Origin of the sequence: Actinomadura sp. 3N508 (assembly GCF_044326375.1) — a bacterium.
GTDB lineage: Bacteria > Actinomycetota > Actinomycetes > Streptosporangiales > Streptosporangiaceae > Spirillospora.
The window spans coordinates 875,742-895,894 of sequence record NZ_JBIRAX010000002.1; the positions used below are offsets into that span (position 1 = coordinate 875,742).

Annotated in this window: 24 protein-coding genes; 9 read left to right on the forward strand and 15 right to left on the reverse strand. The window is 71.4% G+C overall.

Going from position 1 to position 20,153, the window contains the following annotated elements; translation table 11 throughout:
* Positions 1–72 precede the first annotated feature (72 nt).
* A complete protein-coding gene (locus ACH34S_RS10240; protein ID WP_395952251.1) occupies positions 73–1,233 on the reverse strand; it encodes a CU044_5270 family protein in 1,161 nt (386 codons plus the stop codon).
* On the reverse strand, positions 1,233–1,808 hold the full coding sequence (locus ACH34S_RS10245; protein WP_395952252.1) for an RNA polymerase sigma factor: 576 nt from the start codon (positions 1,806–1,808) through the stop codon (positions 1,233–1,235). The genes ACH34S_RS10240 and ACH34S_RS10245 overlap by 1 nt, the downstream gene beginning before the upstream one ends.
* Before the next feature lie 194 nt (positions 1,809–2,002).
* On the opposite strand from ACH34S_RS10245, the gene ACH34S_RS10250 reads away from it, so the two are divergent.
* Genes ACH34S_RS10250 through ACH34S_RS10260 form a run of 3 tightly spaced genes read left to right on the forward strand, consistent with a single transcriptional unit; the run spans position 2,003 to position 5,351 of the window.
* A complete protein-coding gene (locus ACH34S_RS10250) occupies positions 2,003–3,211 on the forward strand; it encodes a PP2C family protein-serine/threonine phosphatase (protein ID WP_395952253.1) in 1,209 nt (402 codons plus the stop codon).
* Complete coding sequence (locus ACH34S_RS10255; protein ID WP_395952254.1) at positions 3,211–4,917, forward strand: ATP-binding protein; 1,707 nt, start codon at positions 3,211–3,213, stop codon at positions 4,915–4,917. Before ACH34S_RS10250 ends, ACH34S_RS10255 begins: the two co-directional genes overlap by 1 nt.
* Positions 4,914–5,351 carry a response regulator gene (locus ACH34S_RS10260; protein ID WP_395952255.1) on the forward strand — a complete coding sequence of 146 codons (438 nt, stop codon included), beginning with the start codon at positions 4,914–4,916 and terminating at the stop codon, positions 5,349–5,351. The genes ACH34S_RS10255 and ACH34S_RS10260 overlap by 4 nt, the downstream gene beginning before the upstream one ends.
* On the opposite strand, the gene ACH34S_RS10265 is transcribed toward ACH34S_RS10260, so the two are convergent.
* On the reverse strand, positions 5,335–6,558 hold the full coding sequence (locus tag ACH34S_RS10265) for a PP2C family protein-serine/threonine phosphatase (protein WP_395952256.1): 1,224 nt from the start codon (positions 6,556–6,558) through the stop codon (positions 5,335–5,337). The genes ACH34S_RS10260 and ACH34S_RS10265 overlap by 17 nt on opposite strands.
* A gap of 105 nt (positions 6,559–6,663) precedes the next feature.
* Between ACH34S_RS10265 and ACH34S_RS10270 the strand changes: the two genes are divergently transcribed.
* The 3 genes from ACH34S_RS10270 (at position 6,664) to ACH34S_RS10280 (ending at position 8,884) form a co-directional block, all read left to right on the forward strand.
* Positions 6,664–7,137, forward strand: coding sequence for a MarR family winged helix-turn-helix transcriptional regulator (locus ACH34S_RS10270; protein ID WP_395952257.1), 474 nt, complete (start codon positions 6,664–6,666; stop codon positions 7,135–7,137).
* 152 nt (positions 7,138–7,289) lie between these two features.
* Entirely contained in the window at positions 7,290–8,144 is an 855-nt protein-coding gene (locus ACH34S_RS10275; RefSeq protein ID WP_395952258.1) for a L,D-transpeptidase, read from the forward strand.
* A gap of 86 nt (positions 8,145–8,230) precedes the next feature.
* On the forward strand, positions 8,231–8,884 hold the full coding sequence (locus ACH34S_RS10280) for a choice-of-anchor P family protein (RefSeq protein WP_395952259.1): 654 nt from the start codon (positions 8,231–8,233) through the stop codon (positions 8,882–8,884).
* Between the two features lie 68 nt (positions 8,885–8,952).
* Here the strand turns inward: ACH34S_RS10280 and ACH34S_RS10285 are convergent, their stop codons facing one another.
* Positions 8,953–9,363, reverse strand: a complete 411-nt coding sequence (locus tag ACH34S_RS10285) for an ATP-binding protein (protein ID WP_395952260.1) — start codon at positions 9,361–9,363, stop codon at positions 8,953–8,955.
* 183 nt (positions 9,364–9,546) lie between these two features.
* Here ACH34S_RS10285 and sepF point away from each other — a divergent pair, with 183 nt between their 5' ends.
* Both sepF and ACH34S_RS10295 read left to right on the forward strand, forming a co-directional pair.
* Positions 9,547–9,753: a cell division protein SepF gene (gene sepF, locus ACH34S_RS10290; protein ID WP_395952261.1), complete on the forward strand. Its 207-nt coding sequence runs from the start codon at positions 9,547–9,549 to the stop codon at positions 9,751–9,753.
* 107 nt (positions 9,754–9,860) lie between these two features.
* Entirely contained in the window at positions 9,861–10,124 is a 264-nt protein-coding gene (locus ACH34S_RS10295) for a hypothetical protein (protein ID WP_395952262.1), read from the forward strand.
* A 155-nt stretch (positions 10,125–10,279) separates the two neighbouring features.
* On the opposite strand, the gene ACH34S_RS10300 is transcribed toward ACH34S_RS10295, so the two are convergent.
* The 10 genes from ACH34S_RS10300 to ACH34S_RS10345 all read right to left on the reverse strand — a co-directional run bounded on the left by ACH34S_RS10300 (position 10,280) and on the right by ACH34S_RS10345 (position 18,288).
* Positions 10,280–10,570, reverse strand: coding sequence for a hypothetical protein (locus ACH34S_RS10300; protein WP_395952263.1), 291 nt, complete (start codon positions 10,568–10,570; stop codon positions 10,280–10,282).
* A gap of 9 nt (positions 10,571–10,579) precedes the next feature.
* Positions 10,580–11,656, reverse strand: coding sequence for an LLM class flavin-dependent oxidoreductase (locus ACH34S_RS10305; protein ID WP_395952264.1), 1,077 nt, complete (start codon positions 11,654–11,656; stop codon positions 10,580–10,582).
* Between the two features lie 158 nt (positions 11,657–11,814).
* Positions 11,815–12,660: an LLM class flavin-dependent oxidoreductase gene (locus ACH34S_RS10310; RefSeq protein ID WP_395952265.1), complete on the reverse strand. Its 846-nt coding sequence runs from the start codon at positions 12,658–12,660 to the stop codon at positions 11,815–11,817.
* 178 nt (positions 12,661–12,838) lie between these two features.
* Positions 12,839–13,834, reverse strand: coding sequence for a threonine/serine dehydratase (locus ACH34S_RS10315; protein ID WP_395952266.1), 996 nt, complete (start codon positions 13,832–13,834; stop codon positions 12,839–12,841).
* A 187-nt stretch (positions 13,835–14,021) separates the two neighbouring features.
* Positions 14,022–14,564 carry a hypothetical protein gene (locus ACH34S_RS10320; RefSeq protein WP_395952267.1) on the reverse strand — a complete coding sequence of 181 codons (543 nt, stop codon included), beginning with the start codon at positions 14,562–14,564 and terminating at the stop codon, positions 14,022–14,024.
* Positions 14,565–14,822: 258 nt separating this feature from the next.
* Positions 14,823–15,452, reverse strand: coding sequence for a class I SAM-dependent methyltransferase (locus ACH34S_RS10325; RefSeq protein WP_395952268.1), 630 nt, complete (start codon positions 15,450–15,452; stop codon positions 14,823–14,825).
* 23 nt (positions 15,453–15,475) lie between these two features.
* A complete protein-coding gene (trxA, locus tag ACH34S_RS10330) occupies positions 15,476–15,790 on the reverse strand; it encodes a thioredoxin (protein ID WP_395952269.1) in 315 nt (104 codons plus the stop codon).
* Positions 15,672–16,166 (reverse strand): MerR family transcriptional regulator, encoded by a 495-nt coding sequence (locus ACH34S_RS10335; RefSeq protein ID WP_395952270.1) that lies wholly within the window; start codon positions 16,164–16,166, stop codon positions 15,672–15,674. Before ACH34S_RS10335 ends, trxA begins: the two co-directional genes overlap by 119 nt.
* Positions 16,167–16,373: 207 nt before the next feature.
* Positions 16,374–17,726 (reverse strand): carbohydrate-binding protein, encoded by a 1,353-nt coding sequence (locus ACH34S_RS10340; protein ID WP_395952271.1) that lies wholly within the window; start codon positions 17,724–17,726, stop codon positions 16,374–16,376.
* A 166-nt stretch (positions 17,727–17,892) separates the two neighbouring features.
* Positions 17,893–18,288, reverse strand: a complete 396-nt coding sequence (locus ACH34S_RS10345) for a YybH family protein (protein ID WP_395952272.1) — start codon at positions 18,286–18,288, stop codon at positions 17,893–17,895.
* A 57-nt stretch (positions 18,289–18,345) separates the two neighbouring features.
* On the opposite strand from ACH34S_RS10345, the gene ACH34S_RS10350 reads away from it, so the two are divergent.
* Positions 18,346–18,735 (forward strand): winged helix-turn-helix transcriptional regulator, encoded by a 390-nt coding sequence (locus ACH34S_RS10350; protein ID WP_395952273.1) that lies wholly within the window; start codon positions 18,346–18,348, stop codon positions 18,733–18,735.
* Here ACH34S_RS10350 and ACH34S_RS10355 read toward each other — a convergent pair.
* A complete protein-coding gene (locus ACH34S_RS10355; protein WP_395952274.1) occupies positions 18,705–19,988 on the reverse strand; it encodes a nitronate monooxygenase in 1,284 nt (427 codons plus the stop codon). The two genes, ACH34S_RS10350 and ACH34S_RS10355, sit on opposite strands and share 31 nt — an antisense overlap.
* Between the last annotated feature and the right edge of the window lie 165 nt (positions 19,989–20,153).

Sequence of the window (20,153 nt, forward strand, 5' to 3'; positions counted from 1 at the left end):
TAACACTTCGCACCGCGGCATGAGGAAGGGACGGCACCGCCCGCGCGGCACCGTCCCCACCCGCTCGCGGGCTCAGCGCGGCGCCGAGTCCGTCCACTCCGCGGTCAGCAACACCTCGGAGTCCATCGTCCGCCCGGCGGGCACCTCCGTCCCGGCCGTGGGCTTCATCATGACGTTCGCCCTGGCCAGCGCCGTCCCGGTGGCCAGATCGATGATCATCTGATCGCGGATCACGCCGCCCGGCGTCGCGGCGTCGACGGCGATCGCGCTCCCCGGCCGGCCCTCCGGGTCGGCGACCCGGCCGACCGAGGTCACCCCCGGGAGCCCCGCCAGCATCCGGAACCCGGCCGCCCGTACCTCGGGCCGCACCGGCATGTCCATCACCAGCCCGCTCGCGACGCGGTAGAGCCATTCGCCGCCGTCCATCGGACGGTCGGACTCGGTGTCGTGCCCCTCGAACCACCGCATCAGCTCGGCCTTGAGCCGCGCCGGGTCGGACGGCAGCGCCCGCACCTGCTTCATCGTGACGTTCCGTCCGAGCCAGAACACCTTGTCGCCGTCGACGAGCGGTGACGCGCTGAGCTTCGGCGGCTGCGGCGAGGCGGCCGCCAGCTTCGCCCGGTACGGCTTGGTGATCTTGCTGCCCGGGCTGATGGGCACCCGGATCTCGAACGTCTCCGGCGCCCCGGCCCGCCGCCAGGCCGCCTCGTCCGCCGCCGTCGCCGGCTTGGCCCCGAGGTACTGCTGGCGCCCGTACACCGTGCCGCCGGGCTTGCTGGGCGTCCAGGCCTCGTACCTGTCCCGGACGGTGACGCTGTACCGGGCCCCGGCCTTCCCGACCGTGTACGTGTGGGACGAGATCGACACCGTGTGCCAGTACGCACCCATCGTGTCGCTCTGCCCGCCGGCCTTCTCGGCGGCGGCGAGCAGCACGGTCCTGGCGTCGAGCCGCTGCGTCTGCCCGGTCTGCCCGCCCGCCCGGGACCGCTCCGGCTCGCCTCCCCCGCCCGGGACGAGGACCACCGCGGCCACGGTCCCGGCGGCCACCGCGCCCGCCAGCCCGATCCCCCACACCGGCCGGACACGCCTCCGCGCGCCCCGTCCAATCACCGGCTCGGGCGCGGCGGCCATCGCACGCGCCAGCTCCGCCTCCCGGACGCGCGCGTCGGCGGGCACGTCAGGGTCGAGCTCGGCAGGCCGGGCCTCCCGCAGCGTGCGCAGCACGTCGTTCATCACATCTCCTCCTGAATGGTCGCCACCTGCCGACGCGCCCCGACCCGCTCGGCCGCGCCCGAGGCATCGGTGGCCTCGGTGACCTCGGTGGCGCGGGCCAGGCGGCGGCGGGCTCGGTGCAGGCGCACGCGCAGGGCGGCGGGCGAGCAGCCGACGACGCGGGCGGCGTCGCGCGGTGTCAGGCCCTGCCAGGCGACGAGGATCAGAATCTCCCGGTCGCCCTCCGGCAGCGCCGCCATCGCGCGGACGACGGCGAGGCGTTCCGCCACGTCCTCGGCGATGTCGCCGGCGGGACGGGCCGCCCGCCGCCCGAGCTCGGCGGTGAACGACTCGCGCCGCATCTCTGCCCGGTGGCCGTCGCGCAGCACGTTCCGCGCGACGCCGAGCAGCCACGGCAGTGCCGGGTCGGGCACGTCGGCGAGCCGCCGCCACGCGATGGCGAACGTCTCGCTGACCACCTCGTCCGCGGCCTGCCGGCCGGCGCGGGCGGCCGCGTAGGCCCACACGCGCTGGCGGCATTCGTCGTAGATCGCGGTGAGGCGCCGTTCCCGTTCCTCGTGTGCTTCGTCTGCCACCGCCTGCTTCTCCGTCCGTCCGGGGTCGGGTGTTCGCGTCACCAGGTAGTGGCCGGGGGAGGCCCATCGTTACGTATGAACCCCAGAGCGACGAACGAGAGAAGTACGTTAAGACCGACATGGCTCCGTTTCGGGGGGAACTTCCGCTCTAATATTTGCCCAACGGCAAGCGACGTCGCCAAGGGAGCTGAGAGATGACCGCGATGCACAGTCGCGGCGCCGAACGGCTCCTCGGCGTCGCCGGGTCCCCGCACCTGCTGCTCGTCGAGGACGATCCGGGCGACGCCTTCCTGTTCGAGGAGCTGCTGGCCGAGGCGCAGCCCGGCGTGCGGATCACGGTCGCGACGACGCTCGCCGAGGCCCTCGACGCGCTGCGGCCCGAGATCCAGTGCGTCATCGTCGACCTGTCGCTGCCGGACGCAAACGGCCTGGACGCGCTGCGGCAGGTCCGCGGGCACGCCCCGGCCACCGCCGTGCTGGTGCTGACCGGGCTCGCCGACGAGCACGTCGGCGTGGAGGCCGTCGCCGCGGGCGCGCAGGACTACCTCGTCAAGCAGGACGTGGACGGCGCGCTGCTCACCCGGGCGATCAGCTACGCGATCGAGCGCAAGCGGGCCGACGAGTCGGAGCGGCAGCTCGTCGAGGCGCGCGCGCTGAGCAGGGAGAACGCTCGGCTGGAGCGCGGGCTGCTGCCCGTCCCGATCCTCACCGACACGACGTTGCGCCACCACACCCGCTACCGTCCGGGACGCGACCGCGCCCTGCTCGGCGGCGACTTCCACGACACGGTCGAGACCGCCGACGGCGCCGTGCACGTCGTGATCGGCGACGTCAGCGGGCACGGCGCGGACGAGGCGTCGCTCGGGGTGCGGCTCCGCATGGCGTGGCGGACGCTCGTCCTCGCCGGGCACACCGGCGACCGGCTCCTGGACACGCTCGACGCCGTCCTGCAGCACGAGCGGTGGGGCGAGGAGATCTTCACCACCGTGTGCATGCTGACGATCGCGCCCGACCGGCGCACGGCACGGCTGCACCGGGCCGGGCATCCGCGCCCGCTGTTCTTCGGCCCGGACGGCGTGACGGCCGTCCCGGACGAGCCGCGCGGCCCCGCGCTCGGGCTGCTCGGCCTGATCCCCGGCGTGGAGTGGCCCGCCATCGACCTCGAACTCGGCGACTCGTGGAGCCTGCTGCTCTACACCGACGGCCTCATCGAGGGGCTCGCGGGCGACGGCGGCGGGCACCTCGACCTGGCCGGCCTGGTGGAGCTGGCGACGGCCGCGCACGGCGACGGCCGGCGCGGTGACGTGCTCGTGGACGGCCTCATCGCGGAGGCGGAGCGGCTGAACGGCGGCGTCCTGTCCGACGACCTGGCGGTCCTGCTGCTGAGCCGCGGAGACGGCTGATGCCTTCCGACGACCCCGCAGGAGGCGCACCGCCGCCGGAGCCCGGGACGCGGCCGGGACCGCCGGGGACCGGTGGGCCGGCCATCGTGTTGCCGGCGGCGGACGTTCCCCAGGGGCGCGGGATGGGCCGGATCCGGCTCGTCCAGATCTACCGGATCGGGTCGCTCGTCCTCGGGCTGCTCCTGCTGGCCGCCTTCGTGCAGACCGGGTCGGCGCTGTACGGGAACAACCGGGCGCGGGACGTCCTGATCGACCGGGTCGACCCGGCGGCGCTGGAGCAGTTCCAGCTCTCCGCCGCGGTCGCCGCGCAGGATACGGCCATCCGCGAGTACGCCCTGGACGGCGGCCCGGACCGGCTCGCCGACTACCGCGCGGCGATCGCGCAGGAGGCGGCGTCCGCGGCACGGATGCGGCGGCTGCTGGCCGGGGTGCCCGGCAGCGCGGAGGTCGTCCGCCTCCTGGACACGGCGATCGCCGGTTCCCGCGCGTGGCGCGACGCCTTCGCCGACCGGATCGCGGCCGGCCCCGGCGGGCAGGGCCTCCAGCCCGAGCAGGCCCGGCTGTCGCGGCGGCTGCTCGACCGGGCGCGCGGCGACATGACACCGCTCCAGGCCGCCCTCACCAGGCTGCACGACCGGACCGCCGACCGGCTGCGGGCCCGCGCGGCGACGGTGATGTGGTCGACCGGCGCCGCGCTGGCCATCGTCGTGCTGGCCGCGCTCGCGCTGACCGTGCTGATCCGGCGGACCGTCCTGACGCCCGTGTCCACGCTGACCGGACGGGTCCGCGCCGTGGCGCAGGGCGACTTCGCGCATCCGCTGGACGTCCCGGGCCCGTCCGAGATCAACGAGCTCGCCGCGATCATCGACGCGATGCGGCACCGGATCATCGACGAGTGGCGGGCCACCGTCGAGCAGACCAGGCTGCTGGACGAGCAGGCGGAGGAGCTGCGCCGCTCCAACGCCGAGCTGGAGCAGTTCGCCTACGTCGCGAGCCACGACCTGCAAGAGCCGCTGCGCAAGGTCGCGAGCTTCTGCCAGATGCTCGAACGCCGGTACGGGGATCAGCTCGACGAGCGCGGGCGCCGCTACATCGAGTTCGCCGTCGACGGCGCCAAGCGCATGCAGGCCCTCATCAACGACCTGCTGAGCTTCTCCCGCGCCGGGCGCCCGAGCGACCTGGCGGACGCCGTCGACCTCAACGACGTCGCCCGGCAGGCCCTGGACGATCTGGAGGCGGCGCGCGAGGAGACGGGCGCCCGGGTCGACGTCGGCGACCTGCCGAGCGTGCCCGGCGACCGCGCGCAGCTCGTCCGGCTCTTCCAGAACCTCGTCGTCAACGCGATCAAGTTCCGCCGCCCGGACGAGCCGCCCCGCATCACCATCGACGCCCGGCGGGCCGGGGACGAGTGGGAGTTCCGCTGCGCCGACAACGGCATCGGCATCGAGCCCCGGCACGCCGACCGGATCTTCCTGATCTTCCAGCGGCTGCACCCGCGCGACCGGTACACCGGCACGGGCATCGGCCTCGCCCTCTGCAAAAAGATCGTCGAGTATCACGGCGGCCGGATCTGGCTCGACACCGGCACCGGCACCGGCTCGGGCACCACCTTCCACTGGACGCTGCCGGCCCGGCCCCGGAAACCGGCGGCGGCCCTGGGCGCCCCGCTCACGGACACGACACCGATGAGGGACATCACCCCATGAACCAAGCCGCCCACCCCATAGAGGTCCTGCTCGTCGAGGACGACCCCGGCGACGTGCTGCTGACCGTCGAGGCGTTCGAGCACAACAAGGTCCGCAACACGCTGCACGTCGTCAACGACGGCGAGCAGGCGATGGCGTTCCTGCGGCGGGAGGGCGAGTACGCGGACGCTCCGCGTCCCGACCTGGTGCTGCTCGACCTGAACCTGCCGCGCAAGGACGGGCGGGAGGTGCTCGGCGAGATCAAGGCGGACGCCGCCCTGCGGGCCATCCCCGTCGTCATCCTCACCACCTCCGAGGCGGAGGAGGACATCCTGCGCAGCTATCACCTGCACGCCAACGCCTACGTGACCAAGCCCGTCGACTTCGACCAGTTCATCTCCGTCGTCCGCAAGATCGACGACTTCTTCGTGACGGTGGTCAAACTCCCCCGCTGACCGGTCCGTCGGCGCGGCCCGGCTCGTCCGCGCCCGGCCCGGCGGCGCGGCCCGTCCAGTCGAGGCAGACGATCACCGCGTCGTCGGCCGGTTCGGTGTCGTCGTGGAAGTCGAGGAAGTACCGGATCATGGTCCGGACGGCCTCGGGCGGCTCCTGCATCCGGGTGGCGCGCAGCGCCCGCGCCAGCGCCGATCGCGCGAACGGGACCCCGGACGGCGACAGGGCCGCGTGCACCCCGTCGCTGACCACCACCAGCCGGTCCCCCGGCTCGACGGTGAACTCCTCGACCGCGTACCTGGTGTCGCCGAACATCCCGAGCGGCATCTGCGCGTCGAACCGGATGCTCTCGGCGGCGCCGCCCCGCACCCGGAAGATCAGCGGTGAGCCCGCGTCGACCGCCCGGACCCGTCCGGTCGCGAGCTCGAAGTCCAGCAGCAGCGTGTCCACGTGCCGCTCGCCGCGATGCCGCGCGTACAGCGTCTGGTCGGCGAGCGCGGCCTGCTCGACGAGGTCGCCACCGGACCGCCGCGCGTTGCGCAGCGCGCTGATCGCGAGGTGGGTGAGCACGGCCGCGTCGGTTCCCGAGCCCATTCCGTTGCTGACGGTCAGCGTGAGCCTTTCCTCGGACGCCGCCCAGTCGAAATTGTCGCCCCACACCGCGTAGGCGGGTTCCAGCTGCCCCGCGAAGTGGAATTCGGCGGCGTCGCAGGACGGGGCGGGCAGCAGTTCCCACTGGATTTCGGCGGCGAGCGTCAGCCGTGTCCGCCGCCGGATGCGCCGGAACAGGTCCGTGCCCTGGTCCGCCATTTTGAGGGCACGGGCGACGACGATCGCGAAATCCTCCAGCCAGCCGGGCCCGCCGTCCGGGAGGCTGACGGTCAGCACGCCGAGGCGTTCGCCCTGCACGGACAGTGGCAGATGGACGAGCCGCCCGCCGTCCTCGCGCGCCGGTTCCCAGGCGATCCGCTGCGACGCGAACGCCCGCCCGGGAAGCGTGTTGTCGACCGGCACGTCCTGGCGCCCCGGGACGGTCGGGACGAGGAACGCCTGCCGGTAGTCGATGAGGAGGATCCCGGCGTCGCCCCCGTTCGCGTACCGGCCGACCAGGCCGTTGGCGACCTCGGCCAGCCGGTGCGGCGGCGCCGCCCAGATGGCCTGCTCGATGGTGCGGAACTCGTTCTCCGCGGGTCTCTCATATGTGCTCATATCGGCACTGACTCCTTCCTGACGGGGGCGGACGCCGCCGGCCGGGGCGGCGGGCGTGCCCTGGCGGGATGCCTTCGGGCGACGTGGTGTGTAACAGTGGGAGCCATGGTGGGGACGTCGGGCGAAGGAGCCGCGGAATCCGCGGCGGCGCTCGACGATGCCGCGTTCACCCTGATGGACGTGTGGTCCCGTGCCCATAACGCGTCGGATGTGCCGGTCCCGTCGACGCAGCTCCGCGCGCTGTTCGTGCTGGAGCGCGGGCCGGTCAACGTCAGCAATCTGGCGGGCGAGCTGGGCGCGCTGGTGTCGTCGGCGAGCCGGCTGTGCGACCGGCTGGAGGCGTCCGGGCTGCTGACCCGCGACCACGGCCGGGACCGCCGCGAGGTCACGGTCCGGCTGAGCGCGGACGGCGAGGCGCTGCTCGACCGGCTGCGGCGGCACCGGCGCGAGGAGCTGACCCGCGTGCTGGCCTCGATGCCGGCACCGGCGCGCGCCGCGCTGCTGTGGGGGCTCACCGAGTTCCACGAGGCGGCCTCCAAGCCGGACTCCGAGGGTGGGTCCTTCTCCATGCCCGCCTGAGCCGTCCCTAAATATCCGCTTTTCCGCAGACCTTTCCGTCGTGCGCATAGCTTCCAATAATTCGGAGAATAGCGCCATTTCTGCGGCGGAGGCCGGCTCGATTTCGGCCATTTCCATTGCGCCCTCTCCAAGCAGCAGTAACATCCCGCCTCATGGCGATTCAAAAAGCCCCGCGGCATTCCCGCCGCGCCGTTCCGGCCGCGAGGGACCCGGCGGCGCGCGTGCGCTTGGTCCCGGCGGTCGCCGTCGTGCTGTTGCTGCTCGGCGCCTGCGGAGGCGCACCCCACGGCGCCGCGTCCACGGCCGGTGACGCCCGGAGCAAGGGCGCGGCGGGCGCGGCGGGCGGCGCGCCGTCCAAGCTCCCCGAGGCGACCACGTTCACCACCGTCACCGGCGCGCCCAAGGACACCGCACCGGGCAGCGCCACCGACGGCCTGGTCGTGCACCCGGACGGCCCGACCCCGGTGCTCGACCGTCCCGGCGGGCGCCCCGTCGCCACGCTCCCCGCCGAGCAGCTCGGCGGCCCCACCTGGGTGCCCGTCGTGGAGAGTTCCGGCCCCTGGCGGCGCGTGCTGCTGCCGTCCAGGCCCAACGGGTCGAGCGGCTGGATCTCCGGCGACGGGCTGAGCACCGCGCGCACGCCCTACACCGTCCGGGTCGAGCTGGCGAAGCGGCGGCTCACGCTGTTCAGGTCCGAGCGGCGGGCCGGGCGCTGGACGGTCGCGATCGGCGCCCCTGCGACCCCGACGCCCCGGGGCCGGACGTTCCTGCTGGCGACGCTCGCCCCGGCCAAGAAGACGCCGAGCCCCCTCGTCCTGCCGCTCGGCACCCACTCCGCGACCCTCGACACCTTCGGCGGCGGTCCCGGCACCGTCGCCCTGCACGGCTGGCCCGACGCCTCCGTGTTCGGCAAGGCCGTCACGCACGGCTGCATCCGGGTGCCGAAGGACGCGCTCCGGACGCTATCGCGCGTCCCGCTCGGCTCCCCGGTGCTGATCACCGCCTGAGCCCGGCCCCTGAGCCCCGCTACAGCCGGCCGGCCGACGACACGGCGGCCGGCCCCGTCCCAGATCTCGAGAATCGGAGAACGATCATGAGTTACAGACGCCTCACCATCACCGGCCTGCTGGCCACCGGCCTGATCGCCACCGCGGCCCCGGCGACGGCCGCGGCTCCGGCGACGGCCCCGGCCGCCCCGCGGCCCGAGGGCTCGGCGTACGGGCTGACGGTGGACGGCCCGCTCGCCGTCCCGCCGCTGCCGGCCGTCTCGTCCGCCGCCGGGCCGGTCAGCAAGAGCCTGGCGCGCGAGGCCCACACCAAGCTGCTGAACGCGTCCGCCCTGGACGTCACCGCCTCCTCGACCCGCGCCCGCTCGACCGTCGCGCACCTCGCCGTCCCGCCCGCGCAGCTGCTGGCCAGCGCCGTGTCCGCGGAGTGCGACGGCGGCCGCGGCTCCGCCCACCTGACCCGCGCCGCCCTCGCCGGCAAGCGCCTGGACGCGACCCCGCCGCCGAACACCACCATCCCGGTCGACGTGGACGGCCTCGGCCGCGCCTCGCTGATCCTCAACAAGCAGCAGCGCATGGCGGACGGCCGGCTCGCCGTCACCGCAATGGAGCTCCGGCTGCCGCTGCCCGGGAAGGCGTCGACGGTCCGGGTCGCGTCCGCGATGTGCGGGCGCGGCGCGGTCCCGCCGGAGGCGCCCGCCCCGGAGCCGGTGAAGCGCGACCTCCCCGTCACCGGCTGACGGCCGGCCGCACGGCGCGGCGGCCCGGCGGCTCACCCGCCGTCCGGGCCGTCGCCCCGGCCTCTCCGTCAGCTCGCCAGCGACTTCTCAAAATGCACGATCGCGCCGTCGCGGTGCACGCGATCGGCGATGCGCAGCTCCTCCGTGAACGCCCGCATCAGCTGTAGACCCCGCCCGTGCTCGGCCAGCAGCGCCCCCTGCGGGTCATCCCAGCTGACGGGTTCGGGCTGGGCGGCTTCGGACTCGCCGCGCGCCACACCCCCGTCGATGACCTCGACGACGCATCTCGTCCCGTCCATCCGCGCCCGGACCTCGTACTCCATACCGTGGGCGGCGTGCTGGATGACGTTCGCACACGCCTCCCCGAGGGCGAGCGAGATATCGGCACGGATCTCGGAGGCGACCCCGAGCCCGCGGAGCGAGGCGTCGAGCGTGTGCCGCACCAGCGGAGCGCTCTCGGCGTTCCTCGGCAGGGTCATTTCGAGAACGACCTCCATGCCAATCGCCTCCGTTCCTCTAGCAGCCAGATTTCCCGTTGCTCTCCAAGGGAAACTCCAGCCACCGGAAAACACGTCCGACCAGCACGTCCCCGCCACTATTCGGAGCGAATTCCGTGTGCGGCGACCACTTGACCCAGGGCGGCGGACGGGCAGACTGGGACGGTGGTCAAGTCGCTGCGCCCCCAGAACTACAACGAGGTCCTGTACGTCGGGCACTACTTCCGCAAGGGGATGCCCGTCCTCATGGACCTGACGGACGTCACGGACGCCGAGGCGAAGCAGATCGTCGACTTCGCCACCGGCCTGGTCTTCGGCCGCGGCGGCGCCATGGACCGCGTCGACCGCAAACTTTTCCTCCTCCAGCCCTGACGAACCGGAGGCGGGATTTAAGCATCTATTCCTCCGACATGGTGTTCGCCTGAGGAGGACCAGTGTTCCGTTCAGTTCCCGCTGTGGCCGGCCTTACGCTCGGTGCCGTGCTCCTGCTCTCCGGCTGCCAGAGCAATTCGTACTCCTGCCGGAACGGCCAGTGCCATGTGACGGTGTCGGGTGCCGGTCAGTCCATCGAGGTCAACGACCTGGACGTCACGGTCTCCGAGATCACCGCCGAGGGCATGACGGTGTCCGCCGGCGGCTCGGCCCCGGCGACGATCGCGGTGGGCGAGAGCGCCCAGGTGGGCGGCGTGACGATCAAGGTCACCTCGGTCGAGGGCGACAAGGTCAAGTTCGACCTGAACTGACCGGCCCGTGCGAGCGGGGCGGGCGGGTGAGCCGTCTGAGCAGGTGAGCGGTGTGAGCGGTTTGTGAGCCGCGACGGCCAGCCTGCGAGACATGAGCTACGCGTTCCAGGCCGAGGGCCTCGCCAAACGATTCGGGAAGACGACCGCGCCCTTTGTCAGTCTCCAAGGAACCACAGGTAGCGATGTGGCGCTTGGAGTGCGATGGCGCATAGCTCCCGGGTCTCCTCGACCCAATCGCCGCCCACCTCGTCCGGTAGCCGATCCAGTTCCTTCAGTAGCACCGGTATCTGGCGTTCGTTGAAGACCGCGTCCGCGTAAGGGAGCAGTGCCGTCAGCATCGGAAAGGCCGCCGGATCGAGGCCGCCGAGCTCGTTGGTCCATGGAAGTCCACAGCGTGCGCGCGCAATGACGGCACCCGAATCGCCGCGTACAGCCATATTGATCACCTGCGGATGCTAGCGGGGAAGGTAGGCAAGGAGTTTCGTCAGCCGGGCCATCTCGGCGGGCGGGTCGATCACTGGCTGGATGAGCAGTTCGTCGATGCCGGCATGGTGCAGGGCGGTGATGCGGGCGCGGAGGTCGTCGGGGGTGCCGACCAGGGCCAGGGTGTTCATCAGGGAGGGCAGGATCAGGTCACGGTCCTGGGGTGCGATGCGTCCGAGGTAGTCGCGGTAGAGCTTGGTGTGCCGGTCGGGTGCGGTGGCGGTCGTGCCGCGTCGGTCCAGTAGTCGCCGCACCGTCGCGCGTTCTGTGGGGCCGAGCTGGTCGATGAAAGCGGGTGCGTCGGCGGCGGTGTCGGCGGCGAAGGCCAGCAGGGACAGGACGAGGTGGCCGGTGGCGTCCCGGGCCGCGTCGCTGTCGGGGGCCTCGTTCTCGCCGAGGATGTGCAGCGCGGTGACCACGTAGGAGTCCGTGCGGGCGTCGGGGTCGTGGGGTGTGTGGCGGGCGGCGTTGCTGCGGGCGTGGTGGAGTGCGTGCCAGGCGGTGGGGTCCAGCAGGCCGAAGGAGATCAGGCCGGTGCCGCGGCGGCCGGCGACGGCGGCGGCCTTGGGCCCCAGCGCGGCCACGACGAACTCGACCGGGTCGGCGGTGTTCGCCTGCGTCCCGGTGTGCAGGAAGCGGACGTCGCGGACCCGGTCGCCTTCGCGGTACTCGATGGTGCGTCCGGCGCATAGGTCCTGCAAGGCGGCTGTGAAGGTCTCCATCGTGGCCGCCGTGGTCGGGCGCATGCCCAGCGTGCGGCGGGCGGTGTTTCCGGTTCCGACGCCGCAGATGATCCGGCCCGGTGCCAGCGCGTTGAGACTGGCCAATGCGCTCGCGGCGGCCGGGGCCGAGCGCAGCGCCGGTGAGGTCACGCCGATGCCGAGCCTGATGCGGCTGGTGGCCTTCGCGCACAGGCTCAACGCGACGAAGGCGTCGCCGTGGACCATCGGGGTGTCGTTGACCCAGAAACTGTGCAGGCCTAACTCCTCGGCCTGGACGGCGAGATCCTCCACACCGGGCTGCGCGGTGACCACGACGCCTGCACGCATCGGAACCTCCTAGGCACGAGGATCGCAACATGCTCAGCTTGTCAGCTCACCGGCTCTGCACTTCCAGGAGTACGCCGACAGAACCATGAGAGATGCCGACGGGCTCGATGTCGTGCAGCCAGGGCTTCAGTGACCATTTGGCCTACGCGCTCCGGCCTTTACAGGACGTCTGCCAGGCGGTCCACCTGGGTGGGGTCGAGGCCGTAGCAGTAGAGCATGACCTCGTCGGCGCCCAGGTCGGCGAAGGCGGCGACGGCGTCACGGATCTGGGCGGGGGTCGTGAGCATTCCGGCGACCATCCGTTCGGGCATGCCGGTGAACGTGTAATACATGTGCATGTTGGCGCGGGCGTCGTCGATCACGTCCTGCGGACCGAGCGCGACGTTGACCTGCGCGACGAGGCGGGGCTCGCCGTCGCGGCCGTGCTCCTTCCAGAGCGCGCGGACGGTGTCGAACAGTCCGCCTGCCCATGACGGCTCCGCGGCCGCGAGGAATCCGTCGCCCCAGCGTGCGACGCGGGCGAGTGCGGCGCGCTTGAAGCCGCCGAAGAGCACCTCGGGGCCGCCGGGACGGGCCGGGGCGGGGCCGATCGGGCCGACGTCGTCGCCGTACCGCTCGCCGGACCAGATGCGGCGCATCACCGCCATCTGCTCGTCCAGGCGGCGGCCCCGGGTGCGGATGTCGACGCCCGTGACCCGGTGGTCGTCGTCCCGGCTCCCGACGCCGAGGCCGAGGACCAGCCGGCCGCCGGTCATCCGGTCCAGCGTGGCGGCCTGCTTGGCCAGCAGGGCGGGCTCGCGCAGCGGGGCGAGCAGCACTTCCGTCTGGACGCGGACGCGAGAGGTGGCGCCCGCCAGGACGGCGAGCGCGACCAGGGGTTCGGGGTTGTGGAAGACGAGCCGGTCGAGCAGGCCGAGCGTGTTGAAGGGTCCGGCGTCGGCGCGCCGCGCCCAGTCGAGCAGGACGGCCGGGTCTCCGATGGGCAGGCCGATACCGACGTTCATGAGCAGAACCTCCGGGGGGAAGGGTCGACAAAGACTGCTGCCGCCCCTCCGACACCTCAGGGAGGTGGGACGCTCCCGCGTTGCGGCGTCCTTCTGGAGAGCGTCTCGTCGAAGTGATCGTCACTGTAGGACGAACGGTGTTCGTCGAGCAAATCGCCGGGCGTTCGGTCCTGGCGGGTCATCGGCGGCCGGTGCTTGCGGATGGTTCCAGCACCCATCGGGCGAAATCGGCGGGTTCTACGTTGCTTCCGCACAGGATGGTGGTGACGCGGCGTCCGGCGAACCGCTCGGGCTGCTCCAGGACGGCGGCGACCCCGAGCGCGGCAGATGGTTCGACGACGAGGCCCGCGTGCTCGTGGAGCGCGCGCATGCCGGCCTTGATCGAGTCCTCGCCCACGAGCGCCACGTCGTCGAGGACGACGAGCAGGTCGTCCAGCACCTCGGGGATGGGGCAGCGCCCCGCGACACCGTCCGCGATGGTCTCGATGCGGTCGGTCTCGACGACCGTGCCCCGCCGCCACGACAGCGACATCGCGGGCGCTCCGGCGGGCTGGATTCCGATCACCTGCGCGTGACCGGCGAGCGAGCGCAGGACGTAGCCCACCCCGCTGGCCATCGCTCCGCCGCCGAGGGCCACGAGCACGACGTCGAGCGCCGGATCGTCCCGGACGAGCTCAAGGCCGATGGTCGCGGCGCCTTCGCAGGTCGCCAGGTCCAAGCTGTCCTCGACCAGGTAGGCGCCATCGGTCTCCGCGATCTCGCGTGCCAGCAGGCGGGCGTCCTCGATGTCCTCGCCTTCGAGCCGCACCCGCGCGCCGAGGTCGGCGATCCGGCGCAGCTTGAGCGGGTTGGCGGTGGTCGCCGCGACGACGGTGACGTCCAGGCCCCGGCGCGAGCCGCTGTAGGCCAGCGCCTGCCCGAGGTTCCCGGCGCTCGCGCACACCATCCGCGACGCGCCCTTCGCGCGGGCCGCGGCCACCACCGTTTCCGTGCCGCGCCCTTTGAAGCTGCGCACCGGATTGAGCGTCTCGATCTTCAGCGTCAGCGAGCAGCCGAGCGCCCGGCCGAGCGTCGCGCACTCCAGCGCGGGCGTGTCGAGGAAAACCGGGTCGATGTCGCCGATCGCGGCGCGAATCCGATCGAGCCGCAGCCGAACACGATCAAGATCACTCACATCGCCCAGAATGCCACCTCCCGCTCCGGTTCGCGGCGTTCGCCGGGTCCGCCATGAGGAGAGGCAGGGCGGACCCGGCGCACGCCTGAGAGGAGTTCGTTCCGTGAGGCGTGAGGCTCGACCGCGCCGGGATCCAGCAGCGTGAGCGGGAGGTCGCTGGTGGACGGCGCGGGGCCACGGGGATGGCTCAGTTGGTGAAGGTCACCACGGCGGCGTTCGCCGTGAAACTTCGCACGCCGCCGAGTCCGCAGAGGCCGTCCTGGCTGACGATCACGGGCACGGCGGTGATGGTGTCCCCGGCCATCACGCCGCCGTCGACCTGGGCCGACAAGCCGAGGTCCCCGCTGGTGGGGTCGGTACTGATCTCGAACGTGAGCTCGCTGGTGCCCCCAGTGTTCCACTCGATCGCCGCTTCGCCCCCGATCTGCAGCGGCAACGGGGCGCAGCCCTCGGCCACCGCCCCGGGCGTTCCGTTGACCTGGCCCGACAGCAGCTCCGGCCGGCTACCGTTCGGGGACTGGCAGCTGACGATCGTGGCGTTGCCGTCCGCGTCGACGGTGTTGAAGTCCAGCGCCGGGGTGAAGTTGAACTGGAACGTGGCGGTGCAGACCAGGTCGACGTCCTGGGCGTGGGCCGCGGGTGCGGGGGCTGCGACCAGCCCGGACGCGGCCAGGGCGAGGGCGCCGAGGATGGTTCTGGACGGGGTTCGCGCGCATGCTGCCATGGACATGGCGGCTCCTTGGGTGGGGGTGATCGACTCGCGTGCCCGGATTCCGGCCGGTCATGACCAGGCCGAATTCCGTGTGCAGTCAGTCAATTACACTGGGTGTCCGCATTGACAGTGGCGAAAGGGCCATATGTAGCCACCACCCGGGAACGTCGCACTCTCCCTATATGGGTGGCCCAGTGGTCACTTGTTCTGGACCGGCAATCTGCGGCAGGGAGACAGGTATTCACCGACCCAGATGGCGCCCAGGCCGGCCACGGATCAGGCGCGGCGGGCGAGGAGGTAGGCGCGGCGGGTTTCCACCTCGTCGGGATGGTGGACGCGTTCCATTCGCATCTCCACCTTGAATCCTGCGTCCTCTAGAAGATCGGCGACGTGTGCGGCCTCGAAGAATTGGAAGTCGATGTTCACTTTGTGGCCCCACCACTCGTCCAAATGGCGGATGTGCGTGCCGACATGGAAGGCGACAAGGAACAGCCCTGCGGGACGGAGCGTCCGGCGGACCTCAGCGAAGGCCCTCGGCAGCTCGGCCGGCGCCAGGTGGATGATGGAGTAGAACGCGATGGCCGAGCCGAACTCGCCGTCCGCCGCGGGCAGTTCGAGCAGGTCGCCCACGCGGAACTCCACGTTCGGGTGCTCGCGACGTCCGGTCGAGACCATCGCCGCGGAGAGGTCGATTCCTACACTCTTCGCGCCTCTTTCGCTGAGCCAGGCCGCTATGTGCCCTGGGCCGCAGCCGAGGTCGGCAACAGGGGCGTCAGGGGCCGTTTGTTCGATGAGGGACGCGAGCAGGGCACGGTCGAGCGGTTTGGCGGCGAGTTCGTCACGGAATCTCGCGGCGTACGATTCGGCGACGGTGTCGTAGCCCTGGCGGGTGTCGTCGTGGTTCACGATCACGAGCCTTGCACAGCGCGTCAGAAATGGCCTTCCAGGTCGGCGAGAAGGAGCCGCTTGGGCTTGGCTCCGACGATCTGCCGGACGACTTCCCCGTCCCGGTAGAGGTTCAGCGTCGGGAAGCCCATCACGCCATACCGGGCCACGATTTCGGGATGGTCGTCGCCATTGAGTTTCGCGACCGTCAGGCGGTCGCCGTGCTCCGCCTCGATCTGCTCAAGGATCGGTGCGATCATCCTGCATGGCGGGCACCAGTCCGCCCAGAATTCGACCAGTACCGGCTTCTCGGCGTGGAGCACGCGAGCGTCGAAGTCCTCCGCCGTCAGGTTGATCATTCGTCCCCTCCCGGGTGAGCAGGCAGCCCGGGCAGGCCCGGGCCATCTGGTCGGAAATGTCGGCGCGGCGGCGGATCAGCGCGCGGATGTCGCCGTCGATCTCGGCGAGTTTGCGCTGGTAGACCGCGACCGATTCGGGGCAGGCGGCACCGTCGCGGTGCCCGGCGCGGAGGCAGTCGACGAACGGGCGGGTGTCGTCCAGCGTGAAACCGGCCGCCAGCAGCGAGCGGATCTCCGCGACGAGCCGGACGTCCGACTCCTCGTACTGCCGGTAGCCGTTGGCGGCGCGCCGCGCGGGCAGCAGCCCCTGCTGCTCGTAGTAGCGCAGGGTGCGGGTGCTCACTCCGGCGCGGGCGGCCAGCTCCCCGATCCGCATCGGCCCCTCCTCGCTCACTCCGCGACCGCTATGCCCGATTGCGACGGTATCCCTTCACACCGGCGTCAAGGTCAAGCCGCCGTGCTCAAGGCCAAGCGGCCGAGCCCACCATGGGTCAAGCCGCCCGGCCCTGCCAAAGGTCGAGGCGGACGCGGGACGGGCCCGGCGGTGGGTACCGCCGGGCCCGTCACTGCGAGGGTTGAACCGCTAGCGGCCCTGGAGCCTCTTCACGTTGTCGCCGAAGGTCCAGTTCTTCGAGCCGTCCCAGTTCATGGACCAGGTCATCAGGCCCTTGAGCTGCCCGTTGAAGCTGTTCCATGCCTGGCTGACCAGGCTCGTCGACATGTACCCGCCGCCGGCGCCCGGCTGCGCGGGCAGGCCCGGGGCCTGCTTGTCGTAGGGCACCTTGATGGTGACGCCTTGGATCACGAGGCCCTTGTTCAGGCACTCGGTCTGCTTGACGAAGCCCTCGACCGTCCCGGCCGAGTAGGAGTCGCCGGAGCAGCCGTACATGCTGCCGTTGTAGTACTGCATGTTCAGCCACCAGAGGCGGCCGTTGTCGGCGTACTTCTTGATGATCGGCAGGTACGCGCCCCAGATGGAGCCGTAGGTGACGCTGCCGCCGGTCACGTACGCGGTCTCCGGCGCCATGGTGAGGCCGAAGTTGGCCGGCATCGCGGCGAGCACGCCGTCGATGATGTGGATCAGGTTGGCCTGGGACGTGGACGGCGTGGCCGGGCTGCCCGAGCCGGTCAGGCCGGTCTCGATGTCGATGTCGATGCCGTCGAAGTTGTACTTCTTCAGGATCGGCACGATCGTCTCGATGAACCGGTCGGCGACGCTGCGGGAGCCGAGGTCGATGCCGGCGGTCGCGCCGCCGATCGACATCAGGATCGTCGCGCCGGCTTCCTTGGCCGCGCACATCTGCTCGGGGGTGGCGACCTTCACCGTGTTGTCCATGCCGTCCTCCCAGAGGACGGTGCCGTCAGAGCGGATCACGGGGAACGCCGCGTTGTAGACGTTGTAGCCGTGCTGCTTGAAGATCGGGTTCTCGATCGGGCTCCAGCCGAACGGCGGGTGGACGCCGTTGGACGCGCCGTCCCAGTTCTCCCAGTAGCCCTGCAGCACCTTGCCGGCGGGCTTGCCCTTGAGGGCGCAGGTCGGCTCGCCCTCGGTGGGCGGCGTGGTGGTGGGAGGCGTCGTGGTCGGGGTGGTGGGCGGGGTGGTCTGCGAGTCCTCGCAGGCGCCGAGGTCACGCCACAGGGTGGGGGTGGCGGCCGGGTTCCAGTTGGCGCCCCTGTAGGCGGTGTGGGAGACGAGGGACTCGTAGCCGCGGCCGCTGTAGGAGACCTTTGTCCCGGCCGTGTAGGCGTTGCCCTCGCTCCACGCGGGGTAGGTGCAGGCGGCGGCCAGGGACGGCTGGGCGGACGAGGGCGCCGACAACACGACCAGCGCGACGGCCGACAGCAGGATCGCCGTGGCCACCGAGGCCAGGGCGGCGGTGAGCGCCGACCATCGTCTGTGCATGAAGTTGAAACGCTTGGGGGGGTGGTGTTTCACGGGACTCCTCGGCAGGACGGGGGGCACTGAGGAGCCGGTGGAGGGCCAGACACAAAGTCCCTGACGGAACTCTCCCAAGCGCTTGGCACAAAACCGGCATTGGACGCCAGTAGCAGAGTAGCGGCGTCATTCCGGACCTGGAAGACCTCTAAACCGACCTCATGGGCTATGCCGGCCGGCCGGACCGGGCACAGCCGAAGGGATTGTCAATGACGTACCGCCAATGGCCGTCGGATCCACGGCGAGCGACGTCGGTGGCCGTGCCCTCGATATGAACGGCGTGCCCGGCACGGTCCACGCCGTCGATTACCCAGTCGACGATCAGCAGCGCGAGATCTCCGGCGGTATAGACGTGCCGGGGATTCACCCTGATCGGCACTCCCAGGTCCATGAACTGCACGTTCGCGGCGTGGGCGGCCGCTCCGGTGAGCGGCGTCCCCGGCTCCGGGACGAACACGGCACCGTCCTCGTACACCTCGGCCAGCGCGGCGGGATCACCACCGTTGAACCGCTCCGCGAACACCGCGGGGACGTCGTCGGGCCGGTCGGCAAGTGGGCGCATGGTGATCCTTCGCGGTAGACAGGGATGGCACTGCCCCGGACGCTAGGAGGCCGCTTCGTGACTAACCAAACGGTTGGCCGCCCGGGTCTGCCCGCCGATCCCCGGGCGGACGTCGCCGAGCCGAGCCCGTCCTGCCCGGTAGAGATCACCCTGGACGCCCTGCGCGGACGCTGGACGACCCTCGTCGTCCGGGAGCTTCTCCGCCACGACCATTCCTTCAGCGAACTACGCCAGGCCCTGCCCACGCTCTCGGACAAGGTCCTGACCGACCGCCTGGCGCACCTCGTCCAGTCCGGTGTCTTGGACCGCCGGCGAGAACCAGGGTGGCCACCACGCACGCGCTACGCCCTGACCCCGCACGGCCGCGCGCTTGGCCCTGTCCTCCAGGCACTCTGGAACTGGGGCAACGAAGCGCGTCAGCCCCCTGACAAGGCCGCGACGAGCTGACCGGCCGGGGTCTCGGCCGCGTTCCGGAAGGACTCCCCGGCCCACAGATTGACCCCATCGGGATCACCCGCCGCAGCGGACGCCTTGCGCAACGGCGAGGTGACGTAATGGACGTCGGGGTAGGCGGCGGGCGCATACGCGGAATGCTCGGTAAGGAACCGGTTGACGAGGCCGCGCGCGGGCCGTCCGCTGAACGCCCTGGTCATGGCCGTCGAGGTGAAGCGCGGATCGGCCAGCGCCGACTTGTGGACGGCACTCGCGCCACTCTCCGGACACCGCACGAACACCGTCCCCAACTGCGCGGCCGCAGCCCCGAGCCCCAGGACGTCGGCGACGTCCTCGGCCGTCCCCAGCCCACCCGTCGCGATGAGCGGCTGGCCCGAGACGGCGAGAACGTCCTGAAGCAGAGTGCGCAACGGCACAGGATCACCCAACGTGTTGGTGAAGGAACCCTGATGCCCACCCGCCTCCGCCCCCTGAACACACAGCACATCGGCGGCCGAAGCCTGCCGGGCCTCCTCAACGCCGGTCACGGTGACGATCACCACGGCGCCGCTGTCCTGGAAGGCCCCGATGAGGTCCGCGGACGGGCAGCCGAACGTGAAGCTCACGAACGCCGGAGGGTCGGCCAGCAGAGCGGCGACCTTTGCCTCGTAGCCGTCGTCACGGGCGGCGGGAATGCCCGGCGAGACACCCAGGCGCTCGGCGTCAGGGAGGAGCCGATCGCGGTAGGCGGCAACGGCGGCGGGGTCGATCTCGTCGTCCGGCGGCATGAAGACGTTCATCCCGAACGGCCGGGACGTCAGCTCCCGCGTCGCCGCGATGTCGGCCCGCATCGCCTCGACGGTCTTGTATCCGGCGGCGAGGAACCCGAGACCGCCCGCGTCCGACACGGCAGCGGCCAAGGCCGGAGTGGACGGCCCGCCCGCCATCGGAGCCTGCACGATCGGAACCTCAGGCCACGGCGGCAGCGTCATGATCACCACGATAACGAAGCGGGCCGATCGTGGCGGCGGCCTACGGCTTGCAGGACCAGTGGCGGAAGTCGACCTGCTCCTCGCGAGGCAGGTTGCGGCGACGTGAAGTGACCATTGCCTCACCGGTGCTGCAAAGCAACGTGTCGCCCGCCAGGCGAGCGCGCCGCTCGAGTTCCCGGAATGAAGCCCCGACCACGCCTTCAGGGCACGCAACTGAGCCTTGAATTCCTCGACCGTCGTAATGTTCTCCGGGCCCGGACCGGAAACGGTGTCCACAGGTCGTTGTCCTCCTTAGTGGACACCCGCGCACTGACCTGCGCGGACACATGCCGTGGACATTCGTGGACGTCTTTGCCCGCTGTTTTATCTTGACTTCCCCGCCAAGCCGATCAACAGTTGCTTCATCCGGCGGATGATCAATGGTTGCATTCTGTGCCCGCG